This window comes from Clostridioides sp. ZZV14-6154, from assembly GCF_020657785.1.
GTDB lineage: Bacteria > Bacillota > Clostridia > Peptostreptococcales > Peptostreptococcaceae > Clostridioides.
Genome location: NZ_JAGWCY010000001.1, coordinates 262,860 through 281,297, shown reverse-complemented (window position 1 = coordinate 281,297; position 18,438 = coordinate 262,860). Strand labels below are relative to the sequence as shown.

17 protein-coding genes are annotated in these 18,438 nt (G+C 27.5%); 4 read left to right on the top strand and 13 right to left on the bottom strand.

The window, feature by feature from the left end:
* Window positions 1-56 precede the first annotated feature (56 nt).
* The 4 genes from KGF45_RS01275 to KGF45_RS01260 all read left to right on the top strand — a co-directional run bounded on the left by KGF45_RS01275 (window position 57) and on the right by KGF45_RS01260 (window position 4,942).
* On the top strand, window positions 57-743 hold the full coding sequence (locus KGF45_RS01275) for a response regulator transcription factor (protein ID WP_227828022.1): 687 nt from the start codon (window positions 57-59) through the stop codon (window positions 741-743).
* Window positions 733-1,764, top strand: coding sequence for a sensor histidine kinase (locus KGF45_RS01270; protein WP_227828021.1), 1,032 nt, complete (start codon window positions 733-735; stop codon window positions 1,762-1,764). The genes KGF45_RS01275 and KGF45_RS01270 overlap by 11 nt, the downstream gene beginning before the upstream one ends.
* Window positions 1,765-1,846: 82 nt before the next feature.
* Entirely contained in the window at window positions 1,847-2,512 is a 666-nt protein-coding gene (locus tag KGF45_RS01265; protein WP_227828020.1) for an ABC transporter ATP-binding protein, read from the top strand.
* A 12-nt stretch (window positions 2,513-2,524) separates the two neighbouring features.
* Window positions 2,525-4,942, top strand: coding sequence for an ABC transporter permease (locus KGF45_RS01260; RefSeq protein ID WP_227828019.1), 2,418 nt, complete (start codon window positions 2,525-2,527; stop codon window positions 4,940-4,942).
* Between the two features lie 115 nt (window positions 4,943-5,057).
* Here the strand turns inward: KGF45_RS01260 and KGF45_RS01255 are convergent, their stop codons facing one another.
* The 13 genes from KGF45_RS01255 to miaA form a co-directional block, all read right to left on the bottom strand.
* Window positions 5,058-5,849: a class I SAM-dependent methyltransferase gene (locus KGF45_RS01255; protein ID WP_227828018.1), complete on the bottom strand. Its 792-nt coding sequence runs from the start codon at window positions 5,847-5,849 to the stop codon at window positions 5,058-5,060.
* A 32-nt stretch (window positions 5,850-5,881) separates the two neighbouring features.
* Window positions 5,882-6,469, bottom strand: a complete 588-nt coding sequence (locus KGF45_RS01250; protein ID WP_227828017.1) for a TetR/AcrR family transcriptional regulator — start codon at window positions 6,467-6,469, stop codon at window positions 5,882-5,884.
* A 177-nt stretch (window positions 6,470-6,646) separates the two neighbouring features.
* Complete coding sequence (locus KGF45_RS01245; RefSeq protein ID WP_227828016.1) at window positions 6,647-8,038, bottom strand: hypothetical protein; 1,392 nt, start codon at window positions 8,036-8,038, stop codon at window positions 6,647-6,649.
* A 150-nt stretch (window positions 8,039-8,188) separates the two neighbouring features.
* Entirely contained in the window at window positions 8,189-9,487 is a 1,299-nt protein-coding gene (locus KGF45_RS01240; RefSeq protein ID WP_227828015.1) for an acyl-CoA thioesterase/bile acid-CoA:amino acid N-acyltransferase family protein, read from the bottom strand.
* Window positions 9,488-9,934: 447 nt separating this feature from the next.
* Window positions 9,935-10,810 (bottom strand): kinase, encoded by an 876-nt coding sequence (locus KGF45_RS01235; protein ID WP_227828014.1) that lies wholly within the window; start codon window positions 10,808-10,810, stop codon window positions 9,935-9,937.
* Window positions 10,811-10,992: 182 nt separating this feature from the next.
* The gene (locus tag KGF45_RS01230) at window positions 10,993-11,679 is read right to left on the bottom strand and encodes a DUF554 domain-containing protein (RefSeq protein ID WP_227828013.1); all 687 of its coding nucleotides are present in this window, start codon (window positions 11,677-11,679) and stop codon (window positions 10,993-10,995) included.
* 49 nt (window positions 11,680-11,728) lie between these two features.
* Complete coding sequence (locus KGF45_RS01225; RefSeq protein ID WP_227828091.1) at window positions 11,729-12,268, bottom strand: prolyl-tRNA synthetase associated domain-containing protein; 540 nt, start codon at window positions 12,266-12,268, stop codon at window positions 11,729-11,731.
* Window positions 12,269-12,333: 65 nt separating this feature from the next.
* The gene (locus KGF45_RS01220) at window positions 12,334-12,966 is read right to left on the bottom strand and encodes a cyclase family protein (RefSeq protein WP_227828012.1); all 633 of its coding nucleotides are present in this window, start codon (window positions 12,964-12,966) and stop codon (window positions 12,334-12,336) included.
* Between the two features lie 82 nt (window positions 12,967-13,048).
* On the bottom strand, window positions 13,049-14,131 hold the full coding sequence (locus KGF45_RS01215) for an SIR2 family protein (protein WP_227828011.1): 1,083 nt from the start codon (window positions 14,129-14,131) through the stop codon (window positions 13,049-13,051).
* Window positions 14,132-14,269: 138 nt separating this feature from the next.
* Entirely contained in the window at window positions 14,270-15,616 is a 1,347-nt protein-coding gene (locus KGF45_RS01210) for a M20 family metallopeptidase (RefSeq protein ID WP_227828010.1), read from the bottom strand.
* Between the two features lie 69 nt (window positions 15,617-15,685).
* Window positions 15,686-16,966: a methionine gamma-lyase family protein gene (locus KGF45_RS01205; protein ID WP_227841638.1), complete on the bottom strand. Its 1,281-nt coding sequence runs from the start codon at window positions 16,964-16,966 to the stop codon at window positions 15,686-15,688.
* 123 nt (window positions 16,967-17,089) lie between these two features.
* On the bottom strand, window positions 17,090-17,353 hold the full coding sequence (gene hfq / locus KGF45_RS01200; protein ID WP_038811911.1) for an RNA chaperone Hfq: 264 nt from the start codon (window positions 17,351-17,353) through the stop codon (window positions 17,090-17,092).
* Between the two features lie 115 nt (window positions 17,354-17,468).
* Window positions 17,469-18,404, bottom strand: coding sequence for a tRNA (adenosine(37)-N6)-dimethylallyltransferase MiaA (gene miaA, locus KGF45_RS01195; protein ID WP_227828008.1), 936 nt, complete (start codon window positions 18,402-18,404; stop codon window positions 17,469-17,471).
* Between the last annotated feature and the right edge of the window lie 34 nt (window positions 18,405-18,438).

Sequence of the window (18,438 nt, the reverse complement as noted above, 5' to 3'; positions counted from 1 at the left end):
ATTTTGAGTCTATAATTGACTTTATATAGAATATTAAAAATAAAAGGAGTGAATATATGGAAAAAATATTAGTAGTAGAAGATGATACTATATTAAATAAAACACTATCATATAACTTAAATGAAGAGAGATATATGGTTATTTCAAAATTTACAGCTATATCTGCTTTAGAATCTATTGCTAAACACAAATTTGATTTAATTATTTTAGATGTTAATCTACCAGATAAAAGCGGATTTGATTTATGCAAGAAAATTAAAGAAAATTATGATATCCCTATAATTTTTTTAACTGCCAATGATATGGATTATGATATGATTAAAGGTTATGAACTTGGAGCTTTGGATTATATAACAAAACCATTTAACATCAATGTGTTTAAACAAAAAGTAAGAGCACTTTTAAAGCATATTACAACAAAAACAAAACAAGATTGCTATGATGATGGACATCTCAAGATTAACTTTTCTGAGCTCTCTGCATGTATAAATGGCAATCAAATTGTATTTACGCCACTAGAATATCGTACTTTAAAACTATTTATTGAAAATCCCAAAAATATTCTAACAAGAAAAATACTTTTAGAAAAACTTTGGGATATAGATGCTAATTTCGTAGATGAACATACTTTGACATCTGTTATAAGTAGAATTAGAAGTAAAATTGAAAAAGATGACTCTCAATATATTAAAACAGTATATGGTATGGGATACATGTGGATAGGTGAAAAAAATGAATTTTAAAAAATTTTCTTTTAATTCTATTTATTTAATAATTGCTGTTAGTATGGCTCTTACAACTATTCTATTCAATATAGGAATTTATATAATAACTAATGATTTTAAAATAGTTGCCCTATTATTAATATATACAATAATATTCTGTGGTTTTATATTATTAATCATGCTCTTACTTCATAAGAAAATAACTCTCTTTTGCTCTGAGATATGTTTAACTTTAGATAAGATGATGAATAGTGAAGATAATCTAGAAATTGCTTTTGAAGAAGAAACTCTTTTGTCGCGTATTAATCATAGAATGATTAGAATGTATGAAGTCATTCAAGAAAGTCGTCATAATATTGCTATGGAAAAAGCTGATTTACAAGAATTAGTTTCTGATATATCTCATCAAATCAAAACTCCTATTGCAAATTTAAAGATAATTAATACTACCCTATTAAATCAGAATCTTAAAACGGAAATTCAAAATGAGTTTTTGATGGATATGCAAGGTCAATTAGATAAATTAGAATTTTTAATGCAGTCTATGATAAAAACTTCAAGACTAGAAACAGGTATAATTACATTATCTAAAAAGAAGAATTTGATTTATGAAACAATTGCTACTTCACTTAGTGGAATTTTATTTGATGCTGAAAAAAAGAACATTGAAGTTACAGTTGATTGTGATTCAAACTTATGTATATGTCATGATAAAAAATGGACTTCTGAAGCTATTTTCAATATATTAGATAATGCAGTGAAGTACACAAGCCCTAAAGGTAAAATACATATATCTACAGAATGCTGGGTTATGTATGTTAAAATAGATATTACTGATACTGGAAAAGGCATATCGGAAAGTCACCAAGCAGAAATTTTTAAGAGATTCTATCGTGAAGAAGATGTACATGATATAGATGGTATTGGAATTGGTCTATATCTCTCAAGAAAAATTATATCTCTTCAAGGTGGATATATTAAAGTTACATCAAAAATTGGAAAAGGCTCTACTTTTTCTATATTTTTGCCTAATAAATAAATTTTCAAATATTTTATTTGTGATAATTCTGCAACATTTTGATTATATACTGTACTTACAATATATGAAGGAGGTCCTTATGATGAGTATTTTACAAGTAATAGACTTAAAGAAATATTATGGTAGAAATTCAAACATTACAAAAGCTCTTGATGGTGTGAGCCTATCTGTTGAAAAAGGTGAATTTATTTCTATTGTAGGTACATCTGGTAGTGGTAAATCTACATTATTAAATATGATGGGCGGTTTAGACAATCCTACATCCGGAAATGTAATTATAAGAGGAAAAGAATTATCAACTATGAATGATGAACAACTTACAATTTTTCGACGTAGAAACATAGGTTTTATATTCCAAAATTATAATCTTGTTCCCTTACTTAATGTATATGAAAATATCATTTTGCCAATTGGATTGGATGGTGAAACACTAGACAAAGACTTTATAAATGAAATTATAAGTCTACTAGCACTAGATGAAAAACTATATGATGTTCCAGGTAATCTTTCTGGAGGACAACAGCAACGTGTTGCTATTGCAAGGGCACTTGTAACGAAACCTGCTATTATACTTGCTGATGAACCAACAGGTAATCTTGACAGTAAAACAAGTGCAGATGTATTAGGTTTACTTAAAATGACAAGTGAGAAATTTAACCAAACAATTGTAATGATTACCCATAATAATGAAATTGCACAATTAGCAGATAGAATTATTCGTATTGAAGATGGAAAAATTGATAACTAGGAGGTGAAATATATGTTTAAAAATAATAATGGTGCTTTCATTAGAAAAATAGCATTGAATGATTTAAAAATTAATAAGCTTAAATTTTTTCTTTCAGGTATTATTATAATGATTTCTACATGTTTATTATTAACGACTGCTTTAGTTTCATATAATGGTTCTATGGATTTAATTAATGCATCTCCCTATCATGCGAGATATCAATCTGTAAATGAAAAATCAAAAAATATATTACAGCAAAATAAAAACTTTAGTAGCGTAGGAGTTTATAAGTTACTTGGTAATGAGATAAAATCAGATTATAGGATGTCAATGATATATGCAGATAAGACTGCAATTGAGCTTCTAAATTTTAAACTACTAAAAGGAACTATCCCAACAAATAAATATGAAATTGCTATTTCAGAAAAATATCTGCATGAACTTGGTTTAAATAAAGACCTTGGAGATAGTATTACATTAAAATATCGTGATAATATTACTAACAAAGAAATACAAAGTAATTTTATTATTGTTGGATTTGTAGAAAATTATTATCAAGATAATGCTAAGCAATACTATACAGTTGTTTCCAATGATTATCTAAAGAATGTAGCTTCTACACCTTTACAAATCAAAAGCAATAATTTTGATGAAGCAACTCCAAATACTGTAGATGTATTAGTTAGATTATCAAAAGAAAATTTAGAAAAATCCCCTACTTCAATTAAGACTCAATTAAATGAAATTGGTTCCTCTTTAAATATTAAAAAACATAATATATATTTAAATGATAATTATATTGAATCAAATTTAATTGATAGTGAACAAGTTATTACAGTTTTAATAGTAGGAGTAATTATTCTTTTTTCTAGTTTATTTGTTATTTATAGTATTTTTTATATTTCAGTTGTTAATTCGGTTCAAATGTATGCAAAATTGAAAGCACTTGGTATGACTTCTTTGCAATTAAGAAAGATTATTTACCTACAAGGAAATATTTTATCTATTATTTTTATTCCAATAGGCATTATATCTTCCTGCATAATTACATATATAATTCAACCTTTAGCATGGCAAATGACTACTGACTTATTTATTATTGTAGTATTATCAATAGTAATATTTTTGACTGTAAGAATTTCTTTAAATAAACCAGCTAGAATTATTTCTAAAACTTCTGCTATTGAAGCTATGCAATATGCAGAAATTAAATTTAGAAATAAAATTAAAACACTTAATCATATAAATATTAAAAATTTAGCACTAAAAAATATTGAGGTAAATAGAAAGAAAAATTTAATAGCATTAATTTCATTGAGTATTAGTGGAATATTATTTATTTCAATTGCTAGTCTTGCTAATTCTATAGATTTTAATAAACAGATGTCTCAGACATTCGTTTATAATGAAAATTATATTATTGGAAATAAAATTGACAATTTGTATGAACGCATTACACAAATTCAGCAAAATAATCCATTTACAAACACTCTTAAAAATGAAATCAATTCAATTTATGGAGTACAAAAGGTAATTGAATCTAAAGGAATTAAATGTGAAGTTATAGACCCTTCAATTAAAGATGAAGATGGAAGTAAAGTTACAACATTGATTGAAGGTATCACACCAGAGCTTGCAAAATCATTCCAAAAGTATATTGTAAATGGAAAAATTGACTATAATCAATTGGATTCAAACAGCTTAATTGTAAATAAATATAAAACAAAATCTTATGGAATTGATTTGAAAATTGGAAGTACAATTACATTTAACATATTTAGTGGAAATGACATCATCAAAAGACAAATGAAAATAGTTGGAATAATCGATAATTCCAATACAGGATGTATGTTCTTTACTTCAGATAAGGCTTTAGATAAAATAACACCATATAATACAAATTTACATTTTTCAATTTTATCTGATAAAAAGTATTCAAAAGAAGTTGAAGAAAAACTATTAAATATTATTCAAAATAATTCAAATTTAATCCTTTATTCATATGATAATGATTATAAAATGCTAACTAGAGCTTTTAAGTATATGATTATAGCTGCATATGTATTTGTTGGCTTAATTTCCTGTTTTGGTATCCTTAATATGACAAATATTCTTGTAAATAGTGTATTAATTAGAAAAAAAGAGTTTGCCTTGCTTCAGGCAGTTGGAATGACAAAAAAACAGTTGCACAAAATGCTCTATCGAGAAGGTTTGAATTTGAGTATTAAAGCTATATTTGTATCGATTATATTGGGTTATTGTGGTTCAAAATTACTCTGCTTTTTTATAAAAGATGTTATTAGATTAGACTTCATTAATTTCAATTTTTCTATCTTTTCTATTTTAATTTTTTCATTTGTGTTAATATGCATACAAATATTAATAATTGAATTACTTATAAGAAATCTAGAAAAACAATCCCTTACAGAACGTTTACGCTCTCAATAAGAATAGATATAAAAATAGCTACTTTTATACTACACTCAACATAGATTTTCAAAATTCGGAGGGTCAGAAAACTTTGATTTTACGACCCTCTGTTTGTTTTTTTACCTTCTATTGTTTATCTTCTGAATATATCAATCGAATGACTCGTAACGCCTATTAAATCTTCGCGTTCACAAGTAGCAAAGTGATACTTCAAATATAACTCAAATGCGTCATCATCCATAGCATCTACTGCTTCATGCATACATAGGGCTAAACCGTCTGATGCGACGTAATGCAGTCTTGTTACAGGAAAGACAGACATCAAATCGTCAATGTTTTCTTTACGGACAAGTTCAAACAAATCATTTGGCTCTGACTTGGTAGCAAATGTCTGTGGGTCAATCAAGCCCTTTTCAATATATTCAGCTACATTGATATTTCCTCGGTTGAACCCTTCATCAATAAGACAGCCATCAGATATAACATATGCAGCAAAAATCACACCCCCATGTTTTGTTACACGAATAGCCTCATGTAGAGCTTGTTGCTTATCCTCTTTGTTATAAAGATGATACAACGGACCTAACAACAATGTAATGTCATATTCATTATCTGGGAAAACAGATAAATCCATAGCATTACCTTGAGTAATAGTTATATTTTCATTTGATTGAATATTTTTACGGAAAACTTCTATGTTATGTTCGACCAATTCCACTGCATCGACGTCATATCCCTGACGTGCCAGCGTGTGAGAATAGCGACCAGTTGCAGCACCAATTTCAAGCACACGGTCGCCAGGTTTTATGTACTTCTCAATGTAATGCATAGTAGTTAGGAATTCAACTGTTCCATACTTTAATGCCAACCGACTATCTTCGTCGTAATTATTGTAAAAATCAATTAAGTATTGGTTTGTTTTCATATTGCACCCCCTTCTGTATTAGTTAGTAAACATCAAATAGATAAATTCCAATCCGTTTTTTCTTGTCTTATAAAAGCTGATAATATATTTTTTAACATTTTTTCAGCACTATTTCTATCTAATGTTATTTTTTTTGTTGCTGTTAAGACAGCTATGCCATGAGTATAAAGAAATAAATCTAAAAATATGACTTTTGCACATTCTAACTCTATTCCAATGCTTTCCGAAAAAAGCCTTGCCTTTTTTTCATTATCAATTTCTTTATAAAAATCATTTGCCTCTTCCATCATCAAATCTAAATCGTTTATAAATAGCAACTTAAATAAATGTGTTTCTTCTTGAGCAAATTCAATGTATGAAAGTGGAAGTAATAAATAGTGACTGACATTTTCAGAGTTATGATAATTAATAACATACTGATTATAGTATTCGTATGCAAAAGCAAGAAATTCAGATTTTAATTCATCCATGTTTTCATAACAAGTAAAAATTGGTCGAGTAGAACATTGTAATTTACTTGCAATACTCCTTGCATTTACAGTTTCAAATCCTGTTTCTCTTGTAATATCCAAGACAATATTCAAAATCATTTCTTTCGTTATTTTTGCTTTAGGTGGCATATAAGTTCACTTCTCCATTAAAATTTTATAAAACACATGTGTTGTATAACAATTATTATATATCAAAAAAATTATGTCAAGAAAAAATTTTACATTTTTTTGTCATTCCTGGGGTTAATAAATAAAAAATGAGTTGCAATTAATCAATTAACAGACAATTGCAACTCATTTTTTATTTTAAATAGTTTTCTTTTTATCTGATATTTCATATACATAATCTTCTGATGAATTACTATCATTTTCTCTTCTCTTTTTAGAATCTATTAGCACAAAATAAAGTATAAAGCCTACTACAAGACCCCATGTTCCACCTTTAGCAGCAATTACACCACCCATCAGCCCAATTAAACCTCTCTCTACGCCAGTATCACATAGTTCCATTGATAGTTTAGTACATAAATAACCTTGAACTAGAAGTGTCACTGATAATGCTAATGGTATAAGAGGAGTAGCTATTTGTGCAATTGGATAAAAGCAAATAAAAATAGCTGAAACCCATACTAACGTACCCATACCACTAAAAATAGACTGCATTGCTTCCTTTCCGACCTTATATCTTTGAGCAACACTTCCAGTAAGAGTTGCCGCCAATGGACCACACATAGCTATATATGGAGAAATAACTGCCATAGCAATATTTCTTATTCCACTTATAACATTAGACCTATTGGAATTAAAATCAATATACTCATCTGTTCTGTTTTTACTTTCAGAAAGAACTAAATTTTCACCTGTTATAAAATCACCAAACGCAATTATGTATATCATGAAAGCCATTGGCAATCCTTGTATAAATAATATTACACTTGGAAAACCTATTCCAAAAGGAGATACTGTATCTATTAGTTTTTGAAAATCCATTATATAAATAATATTTTCAAAATTAAAGCTAGGAATTCCTATTTCTTTACTAAATATTCCTATAATTAAACTCACTAAAATAGCTGGAACCACGCCATATTGACCTAATCGAAACAAAAACTTATTCTTTATTTTTAGAGCATCAAATTTTTCAGAAAACATTACAAAACAAGCAACTAAAATCCCTACTGTTATAGATATTGGATAAGATTCAAATCTGCCTTTAGGACTAAATTCTGATATTACAGTTGATATACCAACTCCCATAAGTATCCCACCTTTGATGGAATTTGGGATTCTATTTACTAGTTTTCCAGCTATACCTGTTATTCCCATTAAAATAAATATAATTCCTAAATCTATTTGTAAAGCTGTTAATGCTTGTATTCTTTCAATACCAATATTGAACTTTAACAAATATGCAGTTGTAAGAGTTATAGAAGCTGTAATCCAGCCAGGAACTACTGGGTCTCCCATAAAAACATGTAAGCAGTACAATATTGAGTTAATGATAGCCATACTCCATGCGACTTCATATGGTAATCCTAATATTTGCGTGCTAAGTCCAATAGTTCCTAAGCTTGTCATACTTGATATTATGCCTTGAATAGCTTCTGGTTTCTCAAATCTGTAATGTATAAATGGAATTCGTATCTTAAACATTCCAAATTTTATATGAGGCTGTTCACTTCTAGTGAGTCTTTCCATAATTTCACTCCACCTTTCAATAACTCTTATAATTGTTTATAAATTATCAATCTTGTTAAAACTAGTATATAACATACAAATTACATAAACAATAAATTAAAGTTGTAAAATTGATAGATTTTGTGCATATATAGAAAAATATAGTCATTTTTATTTTTTTATATCAATTGATAAAGGTTCTTTATAAAATTCAATAGTTCTTTTCCATGATTCAAACTGTCCTTTTGCATTACCTTCTACAGTTCCTCCTGAAGAAAATATTCCTCCATCCATATTCACAAATAAAGTTTCCTTTAGAGGCACAATATATGGAATTGGTAAAGGATGTCCCATCTTATCATATGTTAATAGTTCCACATTATATTGGTAGTTATTTTTTTTAAGTTTTTCCATGATTTCTACACAACCATCATAACTATTCCAAATATTATCTTCTTTTCCAGAAATCATAAGAATATCAGCTTCAGAATTTTCTACTTTTATTCTAGCTTCTTCTTTATTGTCTGCCCTTACAATGCTTTTCTTATAGGTACTGGCAAATCCAAATGGGATTCCTTTTTCTATATCTTTTTTCTGGTCTTCAAAAAATATATTATTGTCGACTTTGATATATGGAAGTGGCTTACCTTTATATGACCATGATGAAGTATCTTTTCCATTCATCTGTCCATCAAGTGCTTGAAAACAATACGCATGAGGCTGTGATACTACTACTTTTTTAATTTGCTTATATCTTGAAGCAAGTAAAAGTGCTAATTCGCCACCTTTTGATGTTCCATGTACAAATAGTTCTTTAGTATTAGTGATTTCATTTTCACTAATCCATTTAAATACGTTTTCAAAGTATTCTAATGGTACTTCTTCTAATTTACTTGGCAATCCTTCTAAATCAAAATAAGCAACTGTTAGTACATTGAATCCTCTAGATGCAAGTGGAGCTGCTAAAAGTTCTAAAGCATCTAAATTTCCATCAGAACCACCTAAAACTAAAATTGTTTTATTACTAGAATTTTGTTTATAAAATAATTTTCCTATAAATTCATCTGATATGTCTTTTGTGATAATATCTTCTGTTTTAAACAATCTCTTCAACCTAACCTCTTTTCTTTCAATATCAGATTCAAATATCATATTCATGATTATTGGTTTATCAATAGATATATTTTCTGCAAAATTTTTACCTTCAGTTTTCGATTTTTTCAAGGAATAAATTAACCCCATGCAGTCAGCCGTTTTATAAGACCCTTCTAAAGGTTCCACTGAATCTAAATTCACTTCTCCTTTTTCATTTGAATAAAATACTCCATAAGATGAAAATTCCTCTCCTTTACACCATGGAAATTCCATTTTCATAGATACTCTTAATTTACTATTTGGAATTAAGTCTGAAACTATAACTTTAATTTTATCATCTACAAGTGATTCTACATCGTACACATTTACTTTCATAATTGATTCCTCCATATAATAATTAGTGTTCATGAGTTATATATATTTGAAATAAATTTCTTTAGTAGACTATTAATAATTCAAATATACGACATTATGTTGACTATTTTATTATATCAATTCAAATTAATTTAGTCAATATATTGTCTTTTTTATTTGATTCAAATTCTCTTAACAATATGAACCATTTTTAACTTAAATTTTGCTTCTTATATTGGATGATAAAAAAAATGAAATTTAAATATAGTCTTTATCATTAATAAAATACCATAGAAATTTTCTTTAAGAAATTAGATAGAATATAGCTGAAAAAATAAAAAACCACCCCTTTAAAGGAATGATTTTTATCTAGAAAATATAAATTATTTTTTAGTAAGCTTAACAAGTATTTTTTATTTAAAATTTTAGTACAATCATATATTTTTTTATTTACAGATTATATAAAATTTATGCATTGGCAAAAGTGTATATGGCATTAACTCTTGCTATATATAGATTTTCATCACTACATCCAATATACTTAGCATACTTTTCAATCTTCTCTCTTGCATTTTCAGCATCACTTTCATCGCTCTCTACTAGTTCATTTATATAAAGATCCATTAAGGAAGCCTTATATTCTTTTATATCATATCCTAAAAACTCAGTTAATCTTTCAATCTCTTTACTAAAATCACCATCCTCTTTTACCAAAAATTCGTATACGTCTTCTCTATATGGATTTAATGTTATTATTTGTTTTACAACCTTACACTCATCTGCTTTTCCAATAAAACCATCTTTATAATTATTAAATAAGGCATTAGATTTTTTTATAGATTCTTCATCAATATAAGAATGGACTTCACTGACTCTATTTTCTATAAGAGCATCTATAACAGCATAATGAATTTTGAAACAATCATTATACAAATAATTACTCATTTTTTTTACTGTAGATTCGATTTCTAAAAAATTTGCATAATTATTTTTTTTATTCTTATTTGGTATAATAAAAGTTTTATTTAAGTTATTAAAAAGCCTTTTAAAATCTAAATATTTTTCACAATAAACACTTTTAAAGGTATCAATATCTATAGTTATAATTCCAAAACTCACTATAGTCTCGATTCCTTTCTTAAAAGATTCTTCTATATATTTTTCTCCTAGATTTAGACCTCTATCTGATATTTGTTTTAGATTTTGAAAATTATTTAAACAATCTCTCTCAAAGTTTTTAGAAATTTCTAAAGCATACAATTTAAAAATTTTTCTTATCTTATTATAATTATTTTTTGTATCATCAAACCTGATAATAGCTCCATTTACATCAAATGTAATCATTGAGTTTTAACCTCCCCCATTAGTTTCATCAATAAAATAAATTTAATATAAACTTTATAATCATAATATTAAACTTATTTCTACTATAATTATTAATTTGATGATAAAAGCCATTTTCCTTCTAAATAAAAAATTTGTCTAAAGTTTTTAAAAAATTTAGACAAACTTTAAGTTTTTAATTTCTAGATTAATCCAAACACACCAAATAATATTGGCATAAATATAGCTGGCAAAAGATTTGCTACCTTTATATTTGTTAGCTTAAGTACATTTAAACCAAGACCTATAATTAATAAACTTCCTGCAGCTGTCATTTCTGTAACTACAGGGTCACTTAAAAATCCATTTAAGAATGATGCCCCTAAACATATAATACCTTCATATAAAAATACAGATACAGCAGAAAACATTACACCTATACCTAAAGAAGCTGTAAATATAATAGAAGCTATCCCATCTATTACTGATTTTACAAATAGAGTATCATGGCTTCCTGTAAGTCCACTTTCTAATGAACCAACTACTGCCATAGCCCCTATACAAAACAACAAACTAGATGATATAAAACCTTCAGCAATAGAATCTTTTTTGTTGCCTTTAGAAAATCTACTCTGTAAAAATGCCCCTAATTTATTTACCCATTTATCAATATCTATTAATTCTCCTATTAAAGCCCCTAAAGCTATAGATATTATCGTTACTAGTGTATTTTTTCCTTCTAGTGCTCCTGATATCCCTATATATAATACACATAATGCAATTCCATTCATTATAGTATCACTTACTCTTTGAGGTAATCCTCCTTTGATTATAAGACCTACTATACATCCTCCTGCAATTGCTAGACTATTTGCTATTACTCCAAACATTTTTTCTCCCCTCGATTAGCTAATTAAAATTTGCTCCCATTATCAAAACTTAAACATCAATACTTTGTATTGGATATTTTAAATATTCCAAAAATTCTTCAAAGCCCTTTCTAGATATGTTTACAGTTTTAGTATTTATATTCGGATGAAAATTTAAATACTCTTCTTTAATTACATCCTCATCTATGTAAAGCTCTACTTTTCTTTCTGTATCATTTACCAATGAAAAAGGATTTACACTTCCAGGAAGAAGTTTAAGTACATTGTATAATCTTTCAGGCGAAGCAAATGATAACCTAGAACTTCCTATTTTTTCTTTAACTGAATTTAAATCAACATGTTTATCCCCTCTAACTACAATTAGATAGTATTTATTTCCTTTAGCATTTCTTAAAAATAAATTTTTACACTGACATCCTTTTGTTATATCATTTAAAATTACTAACTGTTCTGCTGTATATACAGCTTCATGTTCTACTACCTCATATTTAATATTTAATTTATCTAATACATTGTATATTTTAGTTTCATTTAAATTTAATTCATTTTCATCTGATAATTCTGTCATTTTATCTTTTAAATCACTCATCATACTATAATCTCCTTTAATACTTTGTATATTACACCTATGTCACTTTATTTTATAGTAAAATATTATTCTACTATGGCTATTGCTCTTACTGGAGCACCATCAGCATCATTATACTTAAATGGAGCTGCTATAAATAAAAATCTTTCTGGCACAGCTTCTAAATTGGTAAGATTCTCTATTATTATTTTACCTTTTTCAAATAAAATATGATGCACTTCAAACGATAACGTATCATATCTATCTACTGACAACATATCAATCCCTATTCCTTTTATATTACTATCAGCTATATAGTGTGCAGCCTCTTCTGTTAAAGTAGGATAACCTACATAATATTGTTTTTTATCCCAAAACTTTGACCAGCCTGATTTAAATATTATAAACTCACTACTTTTTATCTCATCTTCATATTTTTTTAGATATTCCAATTCTATATTTTTGCTTCCTTGCTCAAGTTCTAATACATAAGCCTGACCAACAAAATTTTCTATATCCAATGTATCTAAGGATTCCCCTTTAGTATACATATGTTTTGGCGAATCCATATGAGTTCCATTGTGAGAAAATACACTGATTAATGTTTCTTGATATCCATTTTCTTCAATAATAGCTATTTTTTTTATATCTGGTCTATTAGGCTCTGCATATACAGGCATATCATTATGTGTCACATGAGTTAAATCAAAAACCTTCATTTTTATACCCCCTATGTTTTATTTTCTATTATATACCTAAATTCACTTTATTTCTATTGGATTTTATCCTATTATTGCCAAATTAATATATACTTTTTATAAAATTTAATGGATTCATAGAAAAATCTTGAAAAGAATTATCAGTAAATATAATATCTTCTCCCAAAAAACGTTTATATCTTCTTTCTTCTTTCTTTAAAGTAATCCTTTGTTTTTGTGAATGATTGTTAAAAACCATTATTTTAAGTGGGGCTTTTTTTCGATTTGTCTGAACTCTTTTTAACATATATTTTATATGCATATCAGCTTCAGGAAATGAATATCCACAAAATATTAAAAGGTCAGTATCTCTTAAAGTTTTTTCTGTTTCATTCCAGACATTACTTAAAAATATATTTGACATATTCTTAAAATATGTTGGTGGAACTATAATAGGTTCTGTCAATTCATTGCATTCTAGACATTTTGTCTCTGAACTGTTTTCAATTAGTTTCATAACACCACCTTCATGTGGTGTAAGAGTTAAACTGTTACAAATGGGACAGTAAAGCCAGTTCAATGAACCATGTATCTTATAGAGTTTAATTAATGGTTCTTTCGGTTTTCTCCAGTTTAATTCTTCCTTAAAATTAGTAAATTCTACACCATAATCAAGCATAATAGGCAAATTATTTTTATCTCTTAAACCAGTAACTGTATTGTCTATATGTATATCATAATTTGCACTAATAAAAGTTGTATCAAGGAGTAAATCATCTTGTAAAAGATTTTCAACTAGAAGTTTGTGATATTTATTATCTGTTCTAGGTGTGTTATGGATTGCTTCAGCCATCAACAGTATTAAATACTGTCTTAAAAAACGTATACTATCACTCCTATTATTTAAATTTTCAAGTCCAAAATTTCTAAATCCTTCTCTTCTTTGTTCTGCTAAATCTAAAAGCCCTAAAACTTCTTCAAATGTTGGAAAATTTGCATTATCTAGATTATCTTTTCTTATATCAATATTAAACATTTGTTTAAAAAAAGCATACAATTCTCTATTCATATCAGTATCATAATTTTTAGGTTTTAATTTCTTAAAGTATTCACTAAATAATTCATTTTGAATAGGTAAATTTTCTGCAGCTGATGCTCCTGCTCCCAAAAATATAGCTATTTTCATATAATTCCTCCTATATAAACATTACTATTATTTTTTATATCTATTAAATATTTATCTTATTAACCTATTTAATAATACAATAATAAAGCTGTCTTTTACTAGAAAAAATCCTATTACAAGACAGCTTTATATTTATATTTAAATCTTTAATAATTCATAAATAGAAAGAGCATATATTTGAGCAGCTTTTACAATATCTTCTACTATCAAATGTTCATTAGCTTGATGCTCTGTTTCTGGTTTCCCTGGGAAAATAGCTCCAAAGGCAACACAATTGTCTAAAGCTCTTGCATAAGTTGCTCCTCCAGATGAAAGAGGTGTTCCATCAAGACCAGTTTCCTCTTCATATACTTTTCTCAATGTTTTAACAAGAAGTGTATCTTCTGGAACATAAATTGAATCCAAGAAATCATATTCTTTATAATCTAAATTATATTTATCTGTTATTTTCTTTAGTTCTTTTACAAAGTCATCTTTTTTATATGTTACAGGAATTCTTACATCAATTCCAGCAAATTCTTTTTTACTATCGATAGTTACTTTACCTATATTTACTGTTAATTTTCCTGACACATCATCCTTGCAATTAGGAACTATATTGTTTCCATTAGCATCTTCACCAATAACTTCTGCTAAAAACTTAATTATATTAGAATCTATCCCTATATTATTAAGAGCTATACAAAGTCTAGCTACTGCATTTATACCAGTATCACTGGCTGCTGAATGAACACTTTTTCCTATTATACATATTTTATTTCCTTCAACAGTGTATTCAAAACCTAATTTATCTAATTCTTTTTTTAACTCATCAGAATATTTTCCAATATAAACTGCTTTTCCTGGAACTGCATTTAAAGCCTTCCCAACTGATAATTCTATATCACTTTTACTATCACATGTTAAATGAACTTGTAAAAGACCTTTTTCTGCATTTGTTATTGGGAATCTAGAATCAGGAGTAAATCCATAGTCTGGTACGTCTTCATTATTTTCTTTGTATTTATTTATACATCTCCAAAGATTTTCTTCATCAGCTCCAAAAATAAATCTTATTCTCTTATTTAAATCTATATTTAAATCCATAAGAGCTTTTACTGCATAAATTGCTGATATTGTAGGTCCCTTATCATCTTGTGTTCCTCTTCCATATAATTTACCATCTTCTAAAACACCTTCAAATGGAGGATAATTCCAGCTTTCTAAGTCACCTTCTGGAACTACATCAACATGACCAAGTATACCTATCATTTTTTCACCTTGTCCTATTTCTGCATAGCCATAATATCCATCTTTATATACTGTTTTAAACCCTAAAGATTTACATAAGTCTAAAATACCTCTTAAAGCCTTATCTATATTTTCCCCAAATGGGAAATTTTCAGTTGGCTCAGATATAACACTAGGTATTTTTACACTTTCTTGTATTGAAGAAATCATTTCATCTTGTAGGGAACTTACTTTTTCTTTAATTTGTTCTTTCATAATTATCACCCTTCAATTCTCATCATAATATACTAGTAAATATTTTGACCTTTTAAAAGAAAAATATGCTTACTTTTTTAGTTTTTTTATAAATTCAATTGCTTTTAAAGTACCCATTTTAGAATGGTCAAATGTAAGCCCTCCTTGGAAATAAACATTGTAAGGAGGTCTTATTGGAGCATCTGCACTTAATTCTATGGAAGAACCTTGTATAAATGCTCCTGCTGCCATTATAACTTCACTTTCATATCCAGGCATATCCCAAGGCACAGGTTTAACATAAGAATCAACTGGAGCAGCTTCTTGTATTCCTTGACAAAAACTTATGACTTCATCACCACTATTAAGTCTAACACACTGAATAATATCACTTCTTAAATCATCATATTTTGGCAATACATCATATCCTAATTTTTCAAAAGCTCTTGAACAAAATATAGCGCCCATTACAGCTTGAGATACTACATATGGTGCTAGAAAAAATCCTTGAAGAACATTTCTAGTAGTTCCAAAGGTAAGACCACATTCTTTACCTATTCCAGGAGAAGTCATTCTATATGATATAAGTTCAATTAAATCTTTTCTACCAGCTATATACCCTCCTGTTAATGCAAGTCCACCTCCAGGATTTTTTATTAGAGAACCAGCCATAACATCTGCTCCAACATCAGTTGGTTCTTTAGTATCTAGAAACTCACCATAACAGTTATCAACCATTACTATAACTTCTGGTTTAACAGATTTTATTACATCAATGGCTTCCTTTATATCACTAATTGAAAGTGATTTTCTCCAAGAATAACCTTTTGACCTTTGTATCATAACAAGTTTAGTTTTATCATTTATTTTTCTTTTAATTCCTTCTAAATCCAAATTTCCATCTTCTAAAAAATCTACATCATCATATGTAACACCATATTCTTTTAAAGAACCTTTTTCTTCTCTTATACCTATAACACCTTCTAAAGTATCATATGGTCTTCCAGTAACAGATAGAATTTCATCTCCTGGTCTGACTATTCCTTGTATACATAAAGTGAGTGCGTGTGTTCCATTTACAATTATTGGTCTTACAAGAGCATCTTCTGTATTAAAAACTTTTGAATAAATTTCCTCTATTTTTTCACGTCCAATATCATTATATCCATATCCTGTGGTCCAATTAAAATGCATGTCACTTAATTTAGATTCTTGCATAGCTTTTAAAACTTTATATTGATTGTATTCTCTTATTTCTTTTATTTCCTCAAACTTATATTTTATATCTTCCATTATTTCTTGTGATAGTTTAAAAATATCATCATCTACACCATAGTAATCTTTCAATAATTCTTTTGTTTCATTAAGCATTTTATCACCTGTCTCTTTGTTATTTTATTTAAACATATCAAAGGAGACTATTTTACTAAAACAAATAAATTATAGTTTATAAGTTAGCATAAGTCTCCTTTTAATTATCTTAAATTAAATTAATTATCTATTGTTATTGTTGTTATTATTATTTTGATTTTGATTAGTTAAATTAATATATTTACCAGGTTGTATAGTCGAAACAGCATGTTTATAAATCATGTTTTGTTGTCTATTGTCCCCTTCTATCAATATTATATAACTGTCAAATCCTTTTACAAGCCCTTTGACTTGCACTCCATTGACTAAATATATAGTAACAGGTATCCTTTCTTTCCTAGCATTATTTAAAAACAAATCTTGTAAATTTAAAACTGTATTTTTCATTAGATTTGTACCCTCCCAAGATTAAATTGAACATCTAAAATATTCCTATCTTATATTCTATATAAGTTATGGTAAATTTTCAATATGAAGTTGTATACTTAAAAATTTATATATATTATTTTATAGAATTTTTAATATATATAATTATTTCATTTTTTAATAAATCTATATCTTCATATTTATCCAAATCAAACCATTTTGCCGTTTCATATCTTTTAAACCAAGTTATCTGACGTTTTGCATACCTTCTAGAATCCCTTTTTATTATTTCAATGGCTTCTTCATATGTATATTCTCCATCTAAATACTTCAATATCTCTTTGTATCCTATACCTTGCATTGATATCATGTCTTTTTTAAATCCCATGCTTAAGAGTTTTTTAACTTCTTCAACCAAACCACTCTCTAGCATAATATCAACTCTCATATTTATTCTTTCATACAAATGCTCTCTATCTCTATTCAAAACTATTATTATAGGTTGATAATCGTCATTAAATTTTAAGTCACTTGAAAAGTCATTCATTTTCTTACCGCTTAGACAAACTTCAAGCGCTCTTATAACTCTCTTTGTATTGTTTTTATGAATTCTATCAGCAGCTTCTTCATCAAGTGATTTTAATTTATCATGCATGTAATCTATTCCATTCTCAAGAAGTTGTTTTTGAAGTTCTTCTCTTAATTCATTGTTAGCATCAGATTTTGCAAAATCCATATTGTATATTAAAGAATTCAGATAAAGACCAGTTCCTCCAGTCACTAAAACACACTTTCCTTTTTGATTTATTTCAGATATATATTTTTTTGCTCTTTGTTGAAATTCTGAAACTGAAAATGGATAGTCAGGTTTAACCTCATCTATAAGATAATGCTTTACTCCTTGCATTTCCTCTGAAGTAACTTTTGCACTTCCAATATCCATATATTTATATATTTGCATAGAATCTGCTGAGATTATCTCTGCATCCATATCTTTTGCTAACTTTATTGACAAATCAGTCTTTCCAACAGCAGTTGGACCTGTAAGTATTATAAGTGGTATTTTTTTCATAACATTCCTTTCCATGTATTTTAACTATCCAAAA

Coding starts and splice junctions, on each gene's coding strand:
- KGF45_RS01275 (WP_227828022.1), top strand. CDS start 57: ATGGAAAAAATATTAGTAGTAGAAGATGATACTATATTAAATAAAACA.
- KGF45_RS01270 (WP_227828021.1), top strand. CDS start 733: ATGAATTTTAAAAAATTTTCTTTTAATTCTATTTATTTAATAATTGCT.
- KGF45_RS01265 (WP_227828020.1), top strand. CDS start 1,847: ATGAGTATTTTACAAGTAATAGACTTAAAGAAATATTATGGTAGAAAT.
- KGF45_RS01260 (WP_227828019.1), top strand. CDS start 2,525: ATGTTTAAAAATAATAATGGTGCTTTCATTAGAAAAATAGCATTGAAT.
- KGF45_RS01255 (WP_227828018.1), bottom strand. CDS start 5,849: ATGAAAACAAACCAATACTTAATTGATTTTTACAATAATTACGACGAA.
- KGF45_RS01250 (WP_227828017.1), bottom strand. CDS start 6,469: ATGCCACCTAAAGCAAAAATAACGAAAGAAATGATTTTGAATATTGTC.
- KGF45_RS01245 (WP_227828016.1), bottom strand. CDS start 8,038: ATGGAAAGACTCACTAGAAGTGAACAGCCTCATATAAAATTTGGAATG.
- KGF45_RS01240 (WP_227828015.1), bottom strand. CDS start 9,487: ATGAAAGTAAATGTGTACGATGTAGAATCACTTGTAGATGATAAAATT.
- KGF45_RS01235 (WP_227828014.1), bottom strand. CDS start 10,810: ATGATTACATTTGATGTAAATGGAGCTATTATCAGGTTTGATGATACA.
- KGF45_RS01230 (WP_227828013.1), bottom strand. CDS start 11,679: ATGTTTGGAGTAATAGCAAATAGTCTAGCAATTGCAGGAGGATGTATA.
- KGF45_RS01225 (WP_227828091.1), bottom strand. CDS start 12,268: ATGAGTGATTTAAAAGATAAAATGACAGAATTATCAGATGAAAATGAA.
- KGF45_RS01220 (WP_227828012.1), bottom strand. CDS start 12,966: ATGAAGGTTTTTGATTTAACTCATGTGACACATAATGATATGCCTGTA.
- KGF45_RS01215 (WP_227828011.1), bottom strand. CDS start 14,131: ATGAAAATAGCTATATTTTTGGGAGCAGGAGCATCAGCTGCAGAAAAT.
- KGF45_RS01210 (WP_227828010.1), bottom strand. CDS start 15,616: ATGAAAGAACAAATTAAAGAAAAAGTAAGTTCCCTACAAGATGAAATG.
- KGF45_RS01205 (WP_227841638.1), bottom strand. CDS start 16,966: ATGCTTAATGAAACAAAAGAATTATTGAAAGATTACTATGGTGTAGAT.
- hfq (WP_038811911.1), bottom strand. CDS start 17,353: ATGAAAAATACAGTTTTAAATTTACAAGATTTGTTTTTAAATAATGCT.
- miaA (WP_227828008.1), bottom strand. CDS start 18,404: ATGAAAAAAATACCACTTATAATACTTACAGGTCCAACTGCTGTTGGA.